Below are 18,989 nucleotides of genomic sequence, written 5' to 3' on the forward strand. Positions count from 1 at the left end.
ACGGAATGGGGGTCATCGTCGATGAAGCACATCACGCTGTCAAACTGGCTGCGCCATTTTCTGAACAACTGTGTAAATTTTGAACAGATTTGCATCTTTTGTGCTGCCAGCGCCCGCAATCCGGTCTGCGCCCCCTGCCTGAACGCGCTGCTGCGGCCGCCGTCTCCGGCCTGCCCGCACTGCGCCGCCCCGTCGCCCGCGGCCTTGCCATGCCCGCGCTGCCTGCGCCATCCCCCGGCCTTTGCCCGGCTGACGGCCGGCTGGACGCTGGCGTTCCCGCTCGACGCCTTGCTGTACCGCTGCAAATACGGTCATGACCTTGCCAGCGTGGCCGCACTGGCCGAACTGGCGGTACAGGGCCTGTCCGGACGGGTCGCCCCGGTCGATGCGGTGATCCCCATGCCCCTGCACCCGGCCCGACAGGCGCAAAGAGGCTTCAACCAGAGCCAGGAAATGGTCCGTCCGCTTGCCCGCCGGCTGCAGATTCCCGTCATCGACCGGCAACTGTTGCGGATCAGAGACACTTCGGCCCAGGCCGGGCTGACACTGGCCGCGAGACGGCGGAATCCTCGCGGTGCCTTCGCCGTCAACGGCCGGCTGGACGGACTCGTCCTCGCCCTGTTCGACGACGTCGTCACCAGCGGTGCGACCCTGTCGGCGGCAACCCGCGCCTTGTTGCGCGCCGGTGCCGCCCGTGTCGACGGCTGGGTGCTGGCGCGCACGCCGGGCGCCAGCGAGGCCGCTGCGGAAACCGCCTACCACCAAATCGGCGCCAACGGTGAAAATCCATTGCCGACGACCCGGCCGTGACCCTCGCGCGCCCCGTTTTTGCCGTGCCGGCAGGGGGGCTGGCTTGACCAAGCCCTTGATGCGCTTGCACAATCTTTTCCACATGTTCGCCGTCGCCCTCTTTGAGCCGGAAATTCCACCGAATACCGGCAACGTCATCCGCCTCTGTGCCAACACCGGTTGCGAGCTGCATCTGGTCGAGCCACTGGGCTTTCCGCTGGACGATGCCCGCATGCGTCGCGCCGGGCTCGACTACCACGAGTACGCGACAATGACCGTTCACCGCGACTGGGACGCCTGCCGACAGGCGCTGTCCGGTCGCCGCATGTTTGCCATGACCACCAGGGCGAACCGTCGCCCCGATGCCGTTGCGCTCGAGGCCGATGACGTGTTCGTGTTTGGTCCGGAATCCCGCGGCTTGCCCGATCCGGTGCTGGCGGGATTTGCCGAAGACAGGTGCTTGCGACTGCCCATGCGGGCAGGGCAACGCAGCCTGAACCTATCAAACGCCGTCGCGGTGACGGTGTTCGAAGCCTGGCGGCAGCACGGATTTTCCGGCGCCGCCTGACACGTCCCCGCCCGACGCGGGCGGCGGGTCAATGACGGGTTGCAGTGCAGCATTTTGCCTGCCGTTCGTCCAGTAACGCTTGTGGCGGGCCGCTGGCCTCGCCTATCAAGCCATTCATGTCCTCGGGTTACAGAAAGAGCATTAGCGACATCCCGTTCCCATCAACCTTGCGCACCCCGCGCAACAGCATAAGGAAAGTGCCGATGAAGCCTTTACGATGGCTGTGGCTCGCGCTGCTGAGCACGCTGATATTTGCCGGCTGTTCTACATCGTCGGCACCGAACAACAAGACCGCTTCCGCCGGCAAGTACGCCGGCAAGAAGTTCATCCCCGCCAAGAAGGGCGGCGGTTACTACCTAGATGACGGTCCCGGCGACCTGGTCCCGGCCAACCTCGACAGCATCCCCGACGCCATTCCGGTGGATGAACCCAACCATCGCTGGGCCAACCGTCCGTACGCCGCCCTCGGCGTCAACTACACACCGGACACCAGCAACAAACCGTACCAGGCCAGCGGCACCGCCTCGTGGTACGGCAAGAAGTTCCACGGCAAGCGGACCTCGTCCGGTGAAGCCTACGACATGTTCGCCATGACCGGCGCGCATCCGACCCTGCCCATTCCCAGCTTTGTCCGCGTCACCAACAAGCGCAACGGCAAGACCGTTGTGGTGCGGATCAATGATCGTGGCCCGTTCCACAAGGGACGCCTGATCGACCTGTCGTATGCGGCCGCCTACAAGCTCGGCTACGTCGACACCGGCAGCGCCAGTGTCAGCGTCGAACGCGTATGGCCGGACGACCGGGTGAACAGCACGACCCGCCTGGCCGCCAACGACCTGCCGAAGCCGGCTGATGCCCGTCCGTTCGCCTCGGCGCTGATGCCGGTGTCGCGTCCGGCAACCATCGCCAACGACACCGTCGCCACCACGACCCGCAAGTCGATGGACTCGGCCGGTATCTGGCTGCAACTGGGTGCCTTCGGCAGCCAGGCCAATGCCGAAGCGCAGCGTACCCGGCTGCAGGCGATGATCAATGACGAGAACCAGGAAGGCGATCTGGAGATCGTGGACCGTGACGGCCTGTACCGGGTCCGCCTCGGCCCGTTCGTCAGCCCGGCCCGCGCCCGCGAAGTCGCACAGGCGCTGAAGGTCCAGACGGTGGTGATGCGCTGACCCCCCGGGTGCAGCAAGACAGGCATGACAGACATGGCCCCAGGCTCGAAAAGCCGGGGCCATGTTTCATGGTGATTCGAGAATAACGACACGTTCGGCCATGGCGAGGGTTTCCGGCCGGTGAGCCACCAGGATGCGGGTCATGTCGATGCCGCGCAAGGCGGTGTTGACCCGTCGTTCGTTTTCCACGTCCAGATGGCTGGTCGCCTCATCCAGCACCAGCAATCTGGGCTGCTTGTACAGGGCCCGAGCCAATAGCACGCGCTGCTTCTGTCCGCCGGACAGACCGGTTCCGATATCGCCGACCAGCGTGTGGTAATTCATCGGCATGGCCATGATGTCTTCATGGATCGCTGCCCGTTCGGCGCATTGCCGGATGCGCCCGGGGTCCGGCTGGGGGTCGAAAAAGCAGATATTGTCGCCAATCGAGCCGGCGAACAGCGAGTCATCCTGCATGACTGTCCCCAGCAGCTGACGGTAATTGTTCAGACCCAACCGTCCGAGCGGAATGCCTCCGACCAGAATCTCGCCTTCGGTGGGCTCAAGCAGACCCAGAATCAGCTTCAGCAAGGTGGTCTTGCCGCAGCCCGAGGCACCGGTAATGGCCAGGCATTGACCGGCGGGAATGTGCAGATTGATGTTTCTCAGCACATAAGGCTCAGTGTCGGCGTAGCGAAACCCCAGACGACGGATCTCCAGCGTCATCGGCAGCCGGGCCAGGTCGGTTTCCATCCCGTTCCGCTCCGGCTCCGGCTCAGTCAGCACGATATCCGCCACGCGTTCGCCATGAAGGCGCAGCAGGCGCAGTTCGAACAGCGTGTCGATCAGCGCAGCCATGCGCTGGCTGAACTGGTCCTTGTAGCTGAGGAAAGCGAACAGCATGCCGGCGGAAAAACGGTTGTCCATCACCGCCAGCGCGGCCAGCCAGACCACGACCACCCGCTCCGCACCGAACAGCAAGGTGCTGGCGGTCTGACACGAGACCGACAGCCGGGCGACGCGCAGGTCGGCATTGAATTGTTCGGCCAGGATATTCATCCAGCCAATGCGACGCACTTCCTGACGATGAAACAGCCGCAGGCTTTGCACGCCGCGAGCCGATTCAATGAAATGGGTATTTTGCCGGGCCGCATGGAGCACCTGTTCGGCGGTGGCATCCCTCAGCGCACGGAAGAGGACCAGGCGCAGCAACACATACAGCGCGACGGCGATCAGGCTCACCATGGCCAGACCGGCGCTGTACATCCCCATGATCCCCAGCGTGACGATGACCAGCAGACCGTCGAGCAGGGTTTCCACGAGCTGCGTCGTCAGGCTTTGCTGGATGTGCTGGATGGAGCTGAAACGCGAGACGATGTCGCCAAGATGACGCTTTTCGAACCACGGCAGCGGTAGACGCAGCAAGTGGGCAAACGCATTGCCCAGCCACTGGAAGTGGAGGCTGGTGGCCAGCACCGTGGTCACCCAGCTGCGGACCCCGCCAATGGCGGTCTGCAGCAGTACCAGCAACAGAAAGCCCGAGCCCAGCACGGTCAGCAGGTCGCGGTCCGACGAGACCAGCACCTCGTCAACCACCCATTGCAGATAGAACGGCAGCACCAGCGCGCACACCTGCAACGCCAGCCCCAGCAGCAGCATCTGCCCGAGCCCACATCCGAGTCCCTCTATCCGCCCCATCAGCGAGCGCAGGGTAAACGACCGTTTTGCTTCTACTTTCCGGAATGCCGACCCCGGCGCCAGCTCCAGCGCCACGCCGGTGAACTGCCGGGAAACTGCAGCCAGGGACAGCCGGCGTTCACCGACGGCCGGATCGTGGATCCGCGCCTGCCCGCGCCCCACCGCCTTCAGCACCACAAAATGGTTCATGTTCCAGTGCAGCACGCACGGCAGCTTCAGGTACGGCAGACCGGCCATCTCCAGCGTCAGGGGACGCGCCTGAAAACCCAGCCCTGCAGCCATAGCCAATAACCCTTTCAGCGTGACGCCCTTCAGGGATACCGGAAAACGGCGGCGCAGGCTGAGCAGGTCCAGCGTCATCCCCCAGAAGCCGGCCACCATGGCCAGGCAGGCCAGCCCGCACTCCGCGGCTTCGGTCTGCAGCACCACGGGAAGGCGCCGGCGCGGCCAGAAGGCGAGCCGAAGCGGCACGCGCATCACATCCGCCCATGAAAGCTGTAGAGCGGCGCCAGCACCCATTCATGGAGCTTTCGCCGTTCGAGCAACAGGCTCGCCTCCAGCCTCATGCCCGGCCGCAGCGCTTCCGGCCGGCCATATGCGGTCACGTGCTGCCGGGCCAGCGTCACACGGATGCGATAGCGCGGCTCATCCTGCTCGCCACGGTCCAGTGGCGCCCTCCCGCTGATCGGGCTGTGCGAGACCTCGCGCACCATGCCGCGAAACTGGCCGAATTTCTGATGGGGATAGGCCTGATAGCGAATCAGTACGACCATGCCCGGTCTGACGAAGCCTGCCGCATGCGAGGGCGCATACAGCTCCGCCTCCAGCCGCGAGTCCCGTGGCAGCAGCCAGGCGAGCGACTGCTCCGCCGCCACGACCTGGCCCGCTTGCGCCGTCATGCCGCTGACCCTGCCGGTATGTGGCGCACGCACCAGCAGTCGCCGCCGCGCCTCGTTCTCGGTCAGGTCCTGCTCCACGCCATCCGCCTGCCGCTGCACGGCAGCCGCATCGCGTCGCGCCTGTATGACCGTATCATCCAGATCGGCCCGCACGGTATCCCGCTCGCGCAGCACAGACGCGCGGATACGTTGCAAGTCACTGAGCCGGGCCTGCTGGTCTATCCATCCCGATTCCGCATCCTGCACACCCGCGGCGGAAATGAAACCGGCCAGCAGCAGTTCGCGGCTGCGCGCCACGGACTGCCCGGCCAGATCAACACGGCGGCGCAGCAAGGCGATCTGCGCATCGATTCGACGGAGCTCGTGCGTCAACTCGCTCACCCGCCGCCGCAGGGCCGTGTGCTTCTGCATCGCCTGCCGATCGAGCCACTGCCGTTCCCGGACCAGACTGTCGCGTCGCGCAGTCAGCAGCTCGGTCATCGCCACCCCGGCTTCTCCCCGGGTAGCGCTGGTCCGGTCATTGCCCAGCACGAACAGCACATCCCCTTCCGCCACCTCCTGTCCTTCCCGCACCCGAACTTCCATGACCCTGCCGGACTGTGCCGGCAGCACCCCGATCAACCCGTCGCGCGGCAGCAGCACCCCGCCGACCTGAACCTTGCGCGTGGTGGAAAACCCGGCCAGAAACAGCCCGATCGACACGGCGATGGCGACAAACAGCCCGGTCAGCCAGGCAAAACTCACTGGCCGCGCCAGCACGATACGTCCGTACTGTCGTGTGTCATCGTGGACGAGGACCGCGGCGCGGAAGAGTCGCATGGCCTACAGGAACTGCAGAAACCACCGGACCGTATGGTCGCGCTCGGTTATCTGGTTTTTCTTGCCGGAGACGCTGTGCCCCTCTCCCGGGAAGCTCAACAGACCCGCGTCCTTGCCGAGCCCGACCAGGGTCCGGAAGGCCTCCAGCGATTCCGTATACGGCACGTTGCCATCGTTCTCGCCATGAATGAACAGAATCGGTGCCTCGACAGACGCAAACCGGTAGCAGGGCGACAGCGCTTTCAGCATGTCCCGCTCGGTGTCTGGATCGCCATATTCGCGCCTGGAGATCTCTTTTATGTAGACCGCCGTCCGCTCGAAAAAGGTCAGGAAATTGCTGATCCCGCAGATGCTGACTCCGGCGGCAAAGTACTCAGGGAAGGCGGCCAGGCCAGCCAGCGTCATATAACCGCCATAGGATTCCCCCATGATGCCGAGTCGGCCCGGCAGGCCAATTTCATGCGCCAGCATCAGCTCGGCACAATTGCCGATATCCAGAAGCGCATCCCGACGCAGCGCACCATTGTCGAGTTCACTGAAGTGGCGGCCCCGTCCAGTCGAGCCCCTGACATTGGGTGCAAACACGGAAATGCCGGCCGCCAGCAGCGTCTGGAACAGCGGTCTGAATTCGGCGCGTTCATGCGTTTCGGGCCCGCCGTGAAAATACAGCACGACCCGCGGCGCCTGGCCCTCCGCCGGCGGCGCACGGTACAGCCAGCCGGACAGCAGCAGCCCATCGTGGGCACTGAATTCAACGAATTCAGGCTCCTGCATCACGAAACCAGCAAGGGCGGCATTCGGATTTTCAGGCCCCTGCACCCGTAACATGAGATCCCTCACTTCGATGGAGGCCGGTCGCGAGGCACGCTCGGCGCACACGGCAATCCGTGCCGCCTGGCTTGCGACAGACAGGCCCGGGATACTGGCGAATTCGCGCGAGCCCAGCGACTTGAGCACCGGCCCCACCATGCTGACCGTCTCTAGCGCATCCGAACGGGCAGACGTCCAGCGCATGACCGCCGCCGTTCCTTGCCCCAGCGGGGCAAACCAGCTCAGATCCGCGTCGTCCCTCGCATACAGCGGTGTTGGCAGCACCGGCTGCGCGGTACCGACCTGAATCGTGCCCAGATAATGGCGGTCAGCCCCGAGATTGCTGACCACATGGATGTATTTCCCGCATCCCGAATAGTGGGCAAAGACCACTTCCGCCTCAGGTTCAAGCGGCGTCAGCAGCCTCGCTTGTCGCGTCGCAAGAACGACCTCGTACAAATGCACCTGACCACGCTGGGGACAATGGATGACTAATACCCGCTTGCCATCGCGAGAAGCGTCAGCCAGTCGGCTACCCCCAGGCGCGGCAAACAGAAGACTCCATGCCCCATCATCTTCAATCACATAAAGCCCGCAGGTCATTTTCGCAAAGCCGTCTGTCCAGACCACGAGCTGGCTGCTGGTATCCAACCAGCCGGCCACCCTGCAGATTGCGTCCTGACTGGTCTGAACCGACTGTATCTGCCGAGTGGCCAGATCCATGACGAGGACAGACTCATGAATCATGCCGCCCGGCGACACACCCAAAGCCAGGTACCGGCCATCCGGAGAAGGGTACTGCGCGAACAGGGAGGCGTCCTGCCGGATCAGCACGGTTTCCAGGCCGCGGGCCACCTCCCTGGCAATCAGGGACGCCCCGGCGTCCTCTCTCCGGAGATGGAACAGCGTCTGCCCATCGGGCGACAGACCCGGGCACAAGGGTTCCGGCTGATTGACCAGACACTCAAGCAGCCTGGCCAGCGTGTCGGGCAGCGCCTGCAACTGCCGACCGCGGCCATGAGCTTCGTATCGGGGGGCGCTACGGATCGATGTGGTCATGCAAACCTCCATCACTCACGACTGGCGCAGGCTTGCCGCCGCCGTCGCCGGTAAAAGACCCTCATGATTCCGGGTCGTCCGCAGGGTATGCCGCAAGGCATCCCTGAATTCGTGGCAGGCCAGCGTGTCCGGGAAAGACCGGATACGATCCAGCCATGCCCCGTCATTCCCGGTCAGAAACGCGCAAAAGCGGCGCAACACATTGCGACCCGGCAAGGCCTGGTCAAGCCAGAGGAACTGCCCGGCCTGGTTGACCTCAAGAAAGAACACCATGCCCGACCGGTCCACGGCCAGGTCGATGCAGGCGAACTCGAGCTCCATGGCCAACATCAAGGCCCGGCACGGGCGTTCCAGCTTGCGCGGCAACGCAAGCCACGCCGCCGTCGTGGTGTCCAGATGCAGATCCGACACGTCCGGATTGCCGCTGCGCGCTATCCGGGCGGCAAGCAGTTCGCGACCCAGTACGGTGACCCGGATCTCGTAATCAATATCGATTTTTCGCTGAAACACGTAAGGCATGGCCTGTAGCCGCTGCACATTTTCAAGATGCGATTCCAGTAAGGCTTCGGCATGCAGGGCGCGAATGCCACCATTGTGCATTTCCCTCCATTCAGGCAATAGTGGCTTCGCCACCACCTGCCCGGCATATTGATGAAAGAAAGCAGTGATTCGCGACGGGCTATTTGAAATCAGGGTGGGTGCCAGCCGGAATCCGCATTGCCTTGCGATCCGGAGTTGCAGCGGCTTGTATTCGGCCCGGCGCCAGCTTGCAAAAGGATTGACCCAGCGGGCGGACGGCAGCAAGTCCGGTAGATATTCAAGAAACCAGCGGCTCTGCCTGGCCGCCGCTTCCACATCCGCGGGATGCAGATGATTCGCCATGGCCGGGGCGGCAAGCCGCCGGTTCCAGATCACGTCGAAGGCATGATGCAATGCCTCTGCCTCGCCGATTTCCAGCCTCGCCTCCTGCGCATCAATACGGTACGTCACTGTCTGGAAGGCAGGAAACTCGGACGGATACCAGATTTCAACCTGGTGGCCGGCCAGTTTGAGCGAAAAGGACACCGCTGCCGCATGCAGATCCAGCGGGTGGGAAATAATCAGAATTTTCTTTGCCATAATGAGAAAACCCCACGGGCTGACCGCCCCCATCCATGGCAAAGGACAGAGGCGATCGACTCAGGTCAAGCCATAATAATTACGTCACCCCCACCTCGATATTGGGAAGCACCAGCAAACGCAAATACACCACCCGCCACCAGATCCAGCTCGGACGGAGCAAGTTCACGCATCAGCGTTCCCGCCAGCGTACGGACATTTCCGGCTTCCATTGCGGAAGTGGCCTCCGTATTGGCCCCATGACTGGCCATCGCCTGGCCCGTGTTTTCCATGCCTTTCATTTCAAACCTCCATTGCGGTCGAAATTGCCTCTCGGAATAGAGTGGCGAATCCAGACTGCACAGAAGGAAAGATTCAGTCAAAAGTTGCGGAACATGTGTGGCCGGTTACTGTGGCAAAAAAACCATTAATGCCATTTGAATTGGCATATGATTATTGACATTCGTTTCCCATGCTTCGCGCATGCCAGCTCACGCACAGCGCCACCCAGGCCAGCCCGGCGGCGGTGCCGGCCAGTACGTCGCTGAAGTAGTGGACGCCCAGCGCCGGCCGGGTCAGGGCGGTCAGTGTCAGCCACACCGCCAGCGCCAGCCAGACGGCAATCCGCGCGCCCGGACGCTGCAGGCGGGACGCCAGCAGCCAGGCCAGCGCGGCATACAGGGCGGTCGTACCCATCGCGTGACCGCTCGGGAACGAGCTGCCGAAGGTACCGACATCCGGCATGCCGGGCGGCCGGGGGCGCTCGACCACCAGTTTCAGCGCACCATTGACGCCCCAGGCCCCCGCAGCCGCCAGCATCAGGAACCCTGCATCGCGCCGCCGGCCGGCCCGCCAGGCCAGTGCCGCCAGCAGCGCGGCGATGCCCAGTGTCGGCAGCGCCTTGCCTGCCAGATCCCAGCCATAGGCGAACGACAGGAATGGCGCCGGCGCAGCGGCCAGCCCGCGGAAGACGGACTGGTCCAGCGCGGCCATCTGCGGCGTATTGAGTCCTGTCGCCACCGCCACGAAAACCGTCGCTGCGATCCAGCCCGGCCACTTCATGCTCAGCCCTTTGCCAGCGCCTTCAGCGCCATGCGGATACCGGCGCCGACGTCGGTGCCGGCCGGCACGCCCTTCAGCGCGGCATCGGCCTCGCGGGCGTTGTAGCCCAGTGCCAGCAACGCATTGACCATGTCGTCGCGCGGGTCGATCTCGCTGACGGCATTGCCGGCGACCATCGGCAACGGCACGCCGCTGGAGGCAACCAGCTTGCCGCGCAGTTCGAGGATCAGCCGCTCGGCGGTTTTCTTGCCGATGCCGGGCACGCGCGACAGCGCCTTGATGTCGTCGCGCTCGACCGCCAGCGCGAGTTCGTCACCGCTGAGGCTGGACAGCAGCGCCAGCGCCAGCTTGCCGCCGACACCGGAAATGCGGATCAACTGGCGGAACACTTCACGCTCGGCACGGCTGGCGAAGCCGTACAGCAGCTGCGCGTCCTCGCGCACCGCATGATGGGTCCACAGCGTGGTCGCCGCGCCGGGCGCGGGCAGCAGGCAGAAGGTGCTCATCGGCACGTCGACTTCATAACCGACGCCAGCGACGTCGATCAGAATCTGGGGCGGGTGTTTTTCCAGCAGGGTGCCGGCAAGGCGTCCGATCATGGCGTCGTGTTCTTTGCTAGAAGGGGAAAACGGGGATTGTCGCCCGGAATGCGGCCACGGGGCCAGACGCTAGCGGGAGACGGTCCGGGTTGCCGCCTGCGCGGCAGCCAGTTCGCGCGCCTTGGCATCGATGCGGGCACGGATCAGCGGCATCATCTGCTGCGCGGCTTTTTCGCCTTCGAGAATGGCACGGTTGCGCGCGTCGAAATCGGCGCCGCCGATCTGGCCGACCGACGGGTGGATCACCACGTCGGCATCCTTCAGCTCCTGGTTCAGCAGCCGCTCGCCCATGATGGTCACGCTCTGGTCGAGCAGGCCGAGGAAGCCTTCGGCCTTGCCGTTGCGGGCGCGGGCGGAAATGTCCACGGCGATAATCAGGTCTGCGCCCATTTCCCGCGCGGCCGAGACCGGCACCGGGCTGGTCAGGCCGCCGTCGACATAGCGACGCCCCTGGATCACCGGCGGGATGAACACATTCGGGATACTGCACGACGCACGCACTGCCTGGCCGGTATTGCCGCGCCGGAACACGACCCGGCGACCGGACGACAGGTCGGTGGCAACGGCGCCAAACGGCTTGCCGAGCTTTTCGATATTGCGATTGCCGACCAGCCGGTTCACGTAGGCCTGCAGCGCCTCGCCCTTGATGAAACCCTGGCTGGACACGGTCAGGTCGCGCAGGTCGGCCTCGTCGAGCTGCTGGGCCACCTTCTGCAGCTGGAAGCCGCTGTAGCCGGCCGCGTACAGGCTGCCGACCACGCTGCCGGCACTGGTCCCGGTGACGATATCGGCATGGATGCCATGCGCTTCCAGCACCTTGATCACGCCGATATGGGCAAAGCCCTTGGCCGCACCACCGCCAAGCGCCAGCGCAATGCGCGGCTTGGGCAGTGCCGCCGGCGGGGTAACCGGCTCCGGCGGCGGCGTGGTCGCGCAGGCGGAAAGCAGCAGGAACAGGGAAGCGGCGAGGAAACGACGGCGTTGCATGATGGGCAGACCGGGCGGCGAAAAGCCGCCAGCGTGAAGGAAGCAGGTGAAGGGAAGCTGACGTCCGGCCATTCTACGCCGGACGTCGGGGCATGAACTCGACAATGTCCCGGCCATCGTCGAGCTTGCGCTTCGGCGCTGCGGCCGGTCGCCAGGCATGGCCGTATACCACCTCATAGGTGGCCGGCAGCCGTCCTTCCCGGCGCCACTGCTCATAGTTGGCCTCGACCCGTGCCCAGGCATGCTTGCCCATCAGCCCGCGCCCGCGGCCCTCGGTCGCGTTGCGCGCGCCGATGGCCTTCAGGTCGCGCATGACGCCTTTTACGTCGTCATAGGTCAGCACGATTTTTTCCATGTCCATCACCGGCGTGGCAAAACCGGCACGCACCAGTGCATCGCCCAGATCGTGCATGTCGATGAAGCGGTTGACGTGGGTAGCGGCATCCACACCGGCAAAGGCGGCGCCCAGTTCCTTCAGCGTGTCGGGGCCGAAGGTCGAGAACATCAGCAGCCCGTCCACTTTCAGCACGCGGTGGAATTCGGCGAAGACCCGGTCCGGCGTATTCATCCACTGCACGGCCAGATTCGACCAGACCATGTCGACCGAGCCGGTCGCCAGCGGCAGGTTTTCCAGGTCGCCACAGACCTGGGCCGGCGCCCGGGTGAACAGCTTCTTCAGCAGGCCGGCCGGCATCTGCTTGGCGCGCGACGCCTGCAGCATCGACAGCGCCAGATCGAATTCGACCACCCGCGCATCGGCATAGCGGTCGCGCAGGGTTGCCGCGCCATAGCCGGTGCCGCTGCCGGCATCGAGGATCACCCCCGGCGCATGCCGGATCAGGTCAAGGCGGCCGGCCATGCGGTCCGACACCTCGCGCTGCAGTACGGCGGCACCGTCATAGCTGCGCGCGGCACGGTCGAACGAGGCGCGGACGCGCGATTTGTCGGTGTAGAACGATTCAGAGCTCATCGGATTCAGCCTGCCCGCGACGGGCGAATATGCGCATTGTCGGAAACCATAACGCGGGTAGATGGGGGCAGCTGGCCGGGATGCCAAGCCACCACGGGACGGACGGTCGGGTCAGTCATGTTCCGTCAGGAACGTCGTCAGCGCGGCGAGAAAATCCGCCTCGTGCGACAGGAACGGCGCGTGGCTGGCACGCGGGAACTCGACCAGCCGCGAATCGGCGATCTGCCCGGCCAGCCAGCGGCCGGCGCCAATCGGCGTGATGGCGTCGCGCAGACCGAACAGCAACAGGGTCGGGCAGGCGATGGCTGCCGCGTCGGCCCGCAGGTCGCTGCGGACCAGCACCTCCAGCATCGCCTCCAGCCCCTGCGGCCGGCCGTGGGCAAACAGGTCGCGACGCAGCGTCGCCAGTGTCTCGCGCGCCGAGTCCGAACCCAGGGTCTGCAATGCAAGAAAGCGGGTCAGCGTGGCATCGAACGCCGTGGCCAGGCTGGCGCCGACCGCCTCGATCTGCGCCGCCTCCTGCGCATGCGGCCAGTCCGGCGCACGCACGAAGCGCGGACTGGTGGCAGTCAGCGCCAGCGAACGCACGGCATCGGGCCGGGTCGCCGCCCAGTGCTGGCCGACCAGACCGCCCAGCGACCAGCCGACCACGTGCACCGGCAGCGGGAAAGCGTCGGCAATCCGCCCGGTCACCGCGTCGATCGTGGCATGGGTCGGGGCCGGGCTCAGTCCATGGCCGGGCAGGTCGACCAGATGCACGGCATGCTGTTCGGCCAGCCGGTCGGCAATCCGGTCCCAGACGCCACCGTGCAGGCCCCAGCCATGCAGCAGCACGACGTCAGAGCCCTGCCCCCGGGTCTCGAAATGGATCAGCGGCGCCTCAGCGGACATGGGCAAGCGGCGCAACGGGCGCGATAATGCGGGCTGTAACAGCGTGGGAAGAGAGAGTCATCCGGCAGACGGGCAACGGGTCAAAACCGTATTGTAACCGGGCCGGCCGCCCTCACCATGCGAACAGCCCGCCGCCCCGCGCGGCCCCTCATGCCAACCCAGGATGCGCCCATGCCGCTAGACGCCCATTTCGCCCGAGTACCGCTGATTCCCGAAGTGTCGCTGCCGGACCCGCTCGACGCCGTCCCGCTGGCGCGCGCACTGAGCGCCGGCGGCCTGTCGCTGGTCGAGTTGCGCTGGCACGGCGCCGACACCCTGGCCGCCATTCGCGCCATCGCCACCCAGTGCCCGCAGATGGTCGTCGGCATCGGCGGCGTGATCGACGCCGCCACCTATACCCATGCGGTCGAAGCCGGGGCCCGCTTCATCTCCAGCCCCGGCAGCACGCCCAGCCTGCAGGCCGTGGCGCGCAGTCACGCCGGCGTCCTCTACCTGCCCGGCGTGGCGACGATTTCGGAAGCGATGGCGGTCCGCGAAGCCGGCTTCAGCCGGGTACGGCTGGGGCCGGTGCCGATCCAGGGCGGCGTCGCCCAGGTCGCCACCTTCCACCAGGCCCTGCCCGACCTGCGCTTCATCGTGTCCGGCGGCGTCGACGCGCTGAATGCCGACAGCTTTATCGCCCAGGATGGCGTGGCCGCCATCGGCGCCGGCTGGATCGCGACCGGCGACCACCTGCAGCGGCGCGACTGGGCGTGGATCGAGGACAACGCCGCCGCCGCGCGCGAGGCACTGGCGGACTGCCGGGCCGGCTAGCCCTGCGGAGGCGCGGGGGCAGGCTCCAGCAGCCGGGCCACGTCGACCTCGTCGATCTGCTCCGGGCGCAGGTAGCGCTCGGCATAGCGCCGGTATACGCCGCTGGTCAGGAACAGCGCGAACAGATCGGGATCGATATGCCCGCCGTCGCGCATGCCGCGCATCAGCGCCAGCGCCGCCGACAGCGTCTTGCCCTCCTTGTACGGCCGGTCGACGGCCGTCAGCGCCTCGAAGATGTCGGCAATGGCCATCATGCGTGCCGGCACGCTCATCTGCCCGCCATTCAGCCGCAGCGGGTAGCCGGTGCCGTCCATTTTCTCGTGATGGCCGCCGGCGATCTCGGGCACCTGCTTCAGGTGCGGCGGGAACGGCAGTTGCGACAGCATGATGATGGTCTGGACGATGTGCTCGTTGATCTTGTAGCGCTCTTCCGGCGTCAGCGTGCCGCGCGACACCGACAGATTGTGCAGCTCGCCCCGGTTGTACTTGTACTCGGGAATCTCGAGCCGGAATCCCCACGGGTTACCTTCGCCATGGACCTCGGCTTCCTTGCGCACGAACAGGTGTTCCGGCTTGTCGGCCAGCAGCGCTTCGGCCACCGGCGGCGGGATGCGCGCGCCCTTGCGCCGCGCCTCGTCCTGGCTGATGCCGAGCGTATCGTCCAGCGTACGGGTCCAGTGGCGGGCGCCAATCTGCTGCAGGCGCTCGACCTTGTCCGGCGACAGGTATTCACCGCCAATATTGCAGGCGGCCACAAAGGCGAACTCGTCGTTCAGTTCGCGCTTGCGCGCGTCGCAGGCGGCGGCCAGCAGCATCGCCTCACCGCCTTCGGCCACGCCGCGCCAGTAGTCGATGTCGGCATCGCGCTTCAGCACCTCGAAGCGCATGCGGACCTCGTGAATGCGGTCATGCAGTGTTTCCAGCTTGGTCGCCTTGTCGACCACGTATTCCGGCGTGGTGACCTTGCCGCAGTCGTGCAGCCAGGCGGCGATATGAATCGCCTCCCACTCGTCGCCGGACAGCCGGAAGTCGGCGAATGGCCCGCTGTTCGCGTCGCAGGCCGCACGCGCCAGCATCTTGGTCAGCTCCGGCACCCGCTGACAGTGGCCGCCGGTATACGGGCTCTTGGCGTCGATGGCCCCGGCCACCAGCTTGATGAACGCCTCCAGCAGCCCTTTCTGCCCTGCCAGCAAGCGCTGGTTGTCGATCATCGCCGCCGCCAGCCCGGACAGCGCCTCGACAAAGGCGATCCGCTCATGGCTGGCACTGGCCGCCTCGCCGACAAACAGCGCCAGCGCACCAATGGCGCGGCCGTCGCGGTTTTTCAGCGGCACCGCCACCAGCGTCACCCCGTCCGTGCCGGCCAGTGCCGTCAGCCCGGGGCCGAACGACGCCAGTGCCGGCGATGCGGCCGCCAGCCGTTCGATCGAGGTCTCGCCGCTGGCCAGGGCCCGGGCCAGCGCGGCATCCGGATACTGTTCCAGCAACAGGCACGGCAGGATGGGCTGCCCGCCCCCCGCCACCCGGCTGCCGACCGGCAGCAGCTGGTGCGCGGCCGACTCGTCGAGCAGATACAGCACGCCGGCACCGGCCTGGCTCGCATCCAGCGTTTCCTGCAGCACCCGTGCATACAGCGACTCGACATCGCGCTCGCGCACCAGCGCCAGACCGATATTGAGGAAATTGCGGATTGTCCCCTGCATCGATTCCAGCGCCTGGCCAAGGTCGTCGATTTCGCGCACCCGCGACCGGACCCGCGCCGACTGCGAAAAATCGAAGGTGTGGATCGCCCGGGTGCGCTCGGCCAGCTCGGCCAGCGGCCGTGACACCCGGCGCGAGATCCACCACGACACCGGCAGCAACAGCAGTGCCAGCAATCCCGTCAGCAGCAGCGACTGGTTGCGCTGGCGGGTCGCGGCCACCAGCAATTCGTCCATCGGCGCCAGCACCGCCAGATACAGCGGCGGACCATGTCCGGTCGCCAGCGCACTCGATGATGAAAACCAGTCCCGGCCATCGACCTGAAAGTGGGTTTCGCCGGGTTTCAGCGCATGGCGGGAGAAGACCGCCAGCGGTGCCGAACCCAGCGCGTCCAGATCCGGCAGCTCGGGCTTGCCGGCCGGGGTCGCCGCCGGATGGCCGGGGTCGCCGCGGTAGGCCAGCACCTTGCCCTGGGCGCTGAACAGCACGATCTCGGCACTCGGCGACACCTTCTGCCGCGTCAGCAGGGCCGACAGGTCACTGAGTTCCATGTCCAGACCGACCACCACGCCCGGCACGGCTTCGCGCGCGAACGACATCCCGGCCGTACCGCTGGTGTAGAACAGGTACGGCCCGGTCATGGTATGCAGGCCGGGATTGTGGACGGCATGCTGGTACCACGGCCGGGTGCGCGGATCGAACACATAACCGGGCCGGGCAAGGCTGGCGATTTCATTGCCCCGGCTGTCGTAGCTGATCCAGCGCGCATCGGCCACGCCATCCGGCCGGTGCTCGATGCTCTGTACCAGAAAAGCGGCCTCCGCCGGCAGGTCCAGACGCTCGCGCAGGGCCGCGCTGTCCAGCCGCCGCGCCAGGAAGAAATCACCGGTGTCGTAGCCGGCGTACAGCGCAGACAGATGCGGAAAGTCTTTCAGCAGTGCCAGCAGGACCGGCAGCGAGGCCTGGCGCTGCGCCAGCGACCCGGCCCGGGCCAGCGGTCCCTGGCCAAGCTGGCGCAACAGGGTCCCGGACGGCCTCATTGCCTGGTCGAGATGCACCTGCACCGAGTCGGACGAGGCGGTGAAGATATGCGTAGTCGCATCCAGCAGCATCCGGGTCGAATCGCGATAGTGCGACCAGGTCAGGATGCCGCCGGCAGCCAGGATCAGCACGACGAACAGGGAGGCCAGGTAGACCTGGGCATGGAAAAGCCGGTTGCGCATGATGTCCCGCAAAGTTGGGAGGGAACAGTCCAGATTCGTTATAGAAGGCGGTAGTGAGAATATGCCGTTCGTCGCCTCGCCCTTTCTGTGCAATGACACACGCGGTTGCGTAATCGCAACAGAAAACCGCTGTCATATCAACCCCTTGCTTGCCGCGGCCCGCCCGGAGCGCTATGCTCCGCGCCACTCTTTTTACTGCACTGCACCATGACTTCGCCGATCCCGTCACCTTCCCCGTCCCTGCCGGTCCCGAACGAACGCCTGGCCGCCGCACTTGAAGCCGCCAGACAGGCGGCGCTGGCCTTCCGCAATCTCGCCCGGGTCTGATGCAGCTCGACCGCCTGCTGCAAAGCCAGGGCTGGGGCAGTCGCAAGCAGTGCCAGCAGTGGATACGCGCCGGACGGGTGACCGTCGGCGACGAAATCGTCACCCGCCCGACAGCCACCTTCGAGCCGGATGGCCTGCACCATGCCGTGGACGGCGAAGCCGCCGTCTGGCGCGCATCGCTGTACCTGCTGCTGCACAAGCCGGCCGGCCATGAATGTTCGCGCGAGCCACAGGCCCACGACAGCGTGTTCTCGCTGCTGCCGGCCCGGTTTGCCGCACGCGGCGTCCAGCCGGTCGGCCGGCTGGACCAGGACACCACCGGCGTGCTGCTGCTGACCGATGACGGACCGCTCCTGCACCGGATCAGTTCGCCACGCCACCACGTGCCCAAGACCTATCTGGTCACCTGCCGGCACGAGATCGACGACGCGCAGATCGACGCGCTGCTCGGCGGCGTGGTGCTGCGCGACGATCCGGCACCGGTCACCGCGCGGCAGTGCGAACGCGTCGACGCCCGCCGGCTGACGCTGGTCATTGGCGAGGGCCGCTACCACCAGGTCAAGCGCATGCTGGCCGCCGTCGGCAATCGCGTCGAAGCGCTGCACCGGGTTGCCGTGGGCACGGTCACACTGGGCGACCTGGCCGAAGGCCAGTGGCGCGAACTGACGGCGGACGAAGTCACCGCCCTGCGCGGCACGCCGGGTTAGCCGGCGGCAATGACCGCCGTGTGCTCAGTCGCGCACGGCTGCCACGAAGAATTCACGGTTGCCGTCGCCGCCAAGGATCGGGCTGTCCAGCCAGTGCAGGACCTGCAGCCCGTGTTCGGCCAGCAACGCACGAATCCGGGTTTCCACCCCGGCGTACAGACTCTCGTCACGCACGATGCCGCCACCGCCGACGCCGTCACGCCCGACCTCGAACTGCGGCTTGACCAGACTCAGCAGCACACCGCCGGACGCCAGCAGCGGCAGGGCCGGCGGCAACGCCAGGGTCAGCGAGATAAAGGACACGTCACACACGATCAGGTCGACATGCCCGGCCCCGGCCGCGGCACGAATGGCGTCGAGGTCCAGGGCACGGGCATTGATGCCCTCGAAAGCCACCACGCGCGGGTCGGCGGCAATGCGCGGATGCAGCTGGCCGTGGCCGACGTCGATGCCGACCACCCGTGCCGCACCGGCCTGCAGCAGGCAGTCGGTGAAGCCGCCGGTCGACTGGCCCACATCCAGCGCGATCACGCCGTCGACACGCACGCCGGTCTGTGCCAGCGCACCGGCCAGCTTCAGCGCGCCACGCGACACATAGCGGTCGGCCGGGTCCGGCGTGACGACGATATCGTCGCCGGCATGCAGCGTATCGCTCGGCTTCTTCAGGACATGGGCGCCATCATGACGGGCGACGCTGACGCGCCCGGCGGCAATCAGCCGCTGCGCGGCAGTGCGCGACGAGGCAAAACCCAGTTCAACCAGCAGGAGATCGGCACGCGGCATGGCGTTTTATCGACGGTAACGGACAGGGTCGCGAT

17 protein-coding genes are annotated in these 18,989 nt (G+C 66.0%); 5 read left to right on the top strand and 12 right to left on the bottom strand.

Annotated elements, in window-relative coordinates; genetic code table 11:
* The first annotated feature begins 21 nt into the window (after window positions 1-21).
* The 3 genes from DFO50_RS03045 (at window position 22) to DFO50_RS03055 (ending at window position 2,529) form a co-directional block, all read left to right on the top strand.
* Entirely contained in the window at window positions 22-810 is a 789-nt protein-coding gene (locus tag DFO50_RS03045) for a ComF family protein (protein WP_107888940.1), read from the top strand.
* Between the two features lie 82 nt (window positions 811-892).
* Window positions 893-1,357: a tRNA (cytidine(34)-2'-O)-methyltransferase gene (locus DFO50_RS03050; protein WP_112692006.1), complete on the top strand. Its 465-nt coding sequence runs from the start codon at window positions 893-895 to the stop codon at window positions 1,355-1,357.
* A gap of 203 nt (window positions 1,358-1,560) precedes the next feature.
* Window positions 1,561-2,529, top strand: coding sequence for a septal ring lytic transglycosylase RlpA family protein (locus DFO50_RS03055; protein WP_028498648.1), 969 nt, complete (start codon window positions 1,561-1,563; stop codon window positions 2,527-2,529).
* 66 nt (window positions 2,530-2,595) lie between these two features.
* Here the strand turns inward: DFO50_RS03055 and DFO50_RS03060 are convergent, their stop codons facing one another.
* From DFO50_RS03060 to bioH, 10 genes are all read right to left on the bottom strand, one after another.
* Window positions 2,596-4,677 (bottom strand): peptidase domain-containing ABC transporter, encoded by a 2,082-nt coding sequence (locus DFO50_RS03060; RefSeq protein ID WP_233495172.1) that lies wholly within the window; start codon window positions 4,675-4,677, stop codon window positions 2,596-2,598.
* Between the two features lie 5 nt (window positions 4,678-4,682).
* Entirely contained in the window at window positions 4,683-5,924 is a 1,242-nt protein-coding gene (locus DFO50_RS03065) for an HlyD family secretion protein (protein ID WP_107888943.1), read from the bottom strand.
* 3 nt (window positions 5,925-5,927) lie between these two features.
* Entirely contained in the window at window positions 5,928-7,793 is a 1,866-nt protein-coding gene (locus DFO50_RS03070; RefSeq protein WP_158537394.1) for a S9 family peptidase, read from the bottom strand.
* 15 nt (window positions 7,794-7,808) lie between these two features.
* Window positions 7,809-8,912 carry a hypothetical protein gene (locus DFO50_RS03075; protein WP_146745003.1) on the bottom strand — a complete coding sequence of 368 codons (1,104 nt, stop codon included), beginning with the start codon at window positions 8,910-8,912 and terminating at the stop codon, window positions 7,809-7,811.
* Between the two features lie 65 nt (window positions 8,913-8,977).
* Entirely contained in the window at window positions 8,978-9,193 is a 216-nt protein-coding gene (locus DFO50_RS03080; protein WP_112692007.1) for a hypothetical protein, read from the bottom strand.
* 151 nt (window positions 9,194-9,344) lie between these two features.
* Entirely contained in the window at window positions 9,345-9,953 is a 609-nt protein-coding gene (locus DFO50_RS03085) for a phosphatase PAP2 family protein (RefSeq protein ID WP_112692008.1), read from the bottom strand.
* Between the two features lie 2 nt (window positions 9,954-9,955).
* On the bottom strand, window positions 9,956-10,552 hold the full coding sequence (gene ruvA, locus DFO50_RS03090) for a Holliday junction branch migration protein RuvA (RefSeq protein ID WP_028498649.1): 597 nt from the start codon (window positions 10,550-10,552) through the stop codon (window positions 9,956-9,958).
* A gap of 69 nt (window positions 10,553-10,621) precedes the next feature.
* Window positions 10,622-11,539: a patatin-like phospholipase family protein gene (locus tag DFO50_RS03095; RefSeq protein ID WP_028498650.1), complete on the bottom strand. Its 918-nt coding sequence runs from the start codon at window positions 11,537-11,539 to the stop codon at window positions 10,622-10,624.
* Window positions 11,540-11,612: 73 nt separating this feature from the next.
* A complete protein-coding gene (bioC, locus tag DFO50_RS03100; RefSeq protein WP_112692009.1) occupies window positions 11,613-12,509 on the bottom strand; it encodes a malonyl-ACP O-methyltransferase BioC in 897 nt (298 codons plus the stop codon).
* A 111-nt stretch (window positions 12,510-12,620) separates the two neighbouring features.
* Window positions 12,621-13,400, bottom strand: a complete 780-nt coding sequence (gene bioH, locus DFO50_RS03105) for a pimeloyl-ACP methyl ester esterase BioH (protein WP_112692010.1) — start codon at window positions 13,398-13,400, stop codon at window positions 12,621-12,623.
* Window positions 13,401-13,571: 171 nt separating this feature from the next.
* Here bioH and DFO50_RS03110 point away from each other — a divergent pair, with 171 nt between their 5' ends.
* Window positions 13,572-14,213: a bifunctional 4-hydroxy-2-oxoglutarate aldolase/2-dehydro-3-deoxy-phosphogluconate aldolase gene (locus DFO50_RS03110; RefSeq protein WP_028498653.1), complete on the top strand. Its 642-nt coding sequence runs from the start codon at window positions 13,572-13,574 to the stop codon at window positions 14,211-14,213.
* On the opposite strand, the gene DFO50_RS03115 is transcribed toward DFO50_RS03110, so the two are convergent.
* A complete protein-coding gene (locus DFO50_RS03115; RefSeq protein WP_112692011.1) occupies window positions 14,210-17,137 on the bottom strand; it encodes an HD domain-containing phosphohydrolase in 2,928 nt (975 codons plus the stop codon). The genes DFO50_RS03110 and DFO50_RS03115 overlap by 4 nt on opposite strands.
* 326 nt (window positions 17,138-17,463) lie before the next feature.
* Between DFO50_RS03115 and DFO50_RS03120 the strand changes: the two genes are divergently transcribed.
* Window positions 17,464-18,171, top strand: a complete 708-nt coding sequence (locus DFO50_RS03120) for a pseudouridine synthase (protein WP_107888949.1) — start codon at window positions 17,464-17,466, stop codon at window positions 18,169-18,171.
* 24 nt (window positions 18,172-18,195) lie between these two features.
* On the opposite strand, the gene DFO50_RS03125 is transcribed toward DFO50_RS03120, so the two are convergent.
* A complete protein-coding gene (locus DFO50_RS03125; protein ID WP_028498655.1) occupies window positions 18,196-18,954 on the bottom strand; it encodes a TlyA family RNA methyltransferase in 759 nt (252 codons plus the stop codon).
* Window positions 18,955-18,989: the final 35 nt, after the last annotated feature.

This window comes from Microvirgula sp. AG722, from assembly GCF_003269145.1.
Taxonomy (GTDB): Bacteria; Pseudomonadota; Gammaproteobacteria; order Burkholderiales; family Aquaspirillaceae; genus Microvirgula; species Microvirgula aerodenitrificans.

What these genes read in the sequence shown, in the direction of transcription:
- DFO50_RS03045 (WP_107888940.1), top strand. Translation starts at nt 22, where the DNA reads ATGAAGCACATCACGCTGTCAAACTGGCTGCGCCATTTTCTGAACAAC.
- DFO50_RS03050 (WP_112692006.1), top strand. Translation starts at nt 893, where the DNA reads ATGTTCGCCGTCGCCCTCTTTGAGCCGGAAATTCCACCGAATACCGGC.
- DFO50_RS03055 (WP_028498648.1), top strand. Translation starts at nt 1,561, where the DNA reads ATGAAGCCTTTACGATGGCTGTGGCTCGCGCTGCTGAGCACGCTGATA.
- DFO50_RS03065 (WP_107888943.1), bottom strand. Translation starts at nt 5,924, where the DNA reads ATGCGACTCTTCCGCGCCGCGGTCCTCGTCCACGATGACACACGACAG.
- DFO50_RS03070 (WP_158537394.1), bottom strand. Translation starts at nt 7,793, where the DNA reads ATGACCACATCGATCCGTAGCGCCCCCCGATACGAAGCTCATGGCCGC.
- DFO50_RS03075 (WP_146745003.1), bottom strand. Translation starts at nt 8,912, where the DNA reads ATGGCAAAGAAAATTCTGATTATTTCCCACCCGCTGGATCTGCATGCG.
- DFO50_RS03080 (WP_112692007.1), bottom strand. Translation starts at nt 9,193, where the DNA reads ATGAAAGGCATGGAAAACACGGGCCAGGCGATGGCCAGTCATGGGGCC.
- DFO50_RS03085 (WP_112692008.1), bottom strand. Translation starts at nt 9,953, where the DNA reads ATGAAGTGGCCGGGCTGGATCGCAGCGACGGTTTTCGTGGCGGTGGCG.
- ruvA (WP_028498649.1), bottom strand. Translation starts at nt 10,552, where the DNA reads ATGATCGGACGCCTTGCCGGCACCCTGCTGGAAAAACACCCGCCCCAG.
- DFO50_RS03095 (WP_028498650.1), bottom strand. Translation starts at nt 11,539, where the DNA reads ATGCAACGCCGTCGTTTCCTCGCCGCTTCCCTGTTCCTGCTGCTTTCC.
- bioC (WP_112692009.1), bottom strand. Translation starts at nt 12,509, where the DNA reads ATGAGCTCTGAATCGTTCTACACCGACAAATCGCGCGTCCGCGCCTCG.
- bioH (WP_112692010.1), bottom strand. Translation starts at nt 13,400, where the DNA reads ATGTCCGCTGAGGCGCCGCTGATCCATTTCGAGACCCGGGGGCAGGGC.
- DFO50_RS03110 (WP_028498653.1), top strand. Translation starts at nt 13,572, where the DNA reads ATGCCGCTAGACGCCCATTTCGCCCGAGTACCGCTGATTCCCGAAGTG.
- DFO50_RS03115 (WP_112692011.1), bottom strand. Translation starts at nt 17,137, where the DNA reads ATGCGCAACCGGCTTTTCCATGCCCAGGTCTACCTGGCCTCCCTGTTC.
- DFO50_RS03120 (WP_107888949.1), top strand. Translation starts at nt 17,464, where the DNA reads ATGCAGCTCGACCGCCTGCTGCAAAGCCAGGGCTGGGGCAGTCGCAAG.
- DFO50_RS03125 (WP_028498655.1), bottom strand. Translation starts at nt 18,954, where the DNA reads ATGCCGCGTGCCGATCTCCTGCTGGTTGAACTGGGTTTTGCCTCGTCG.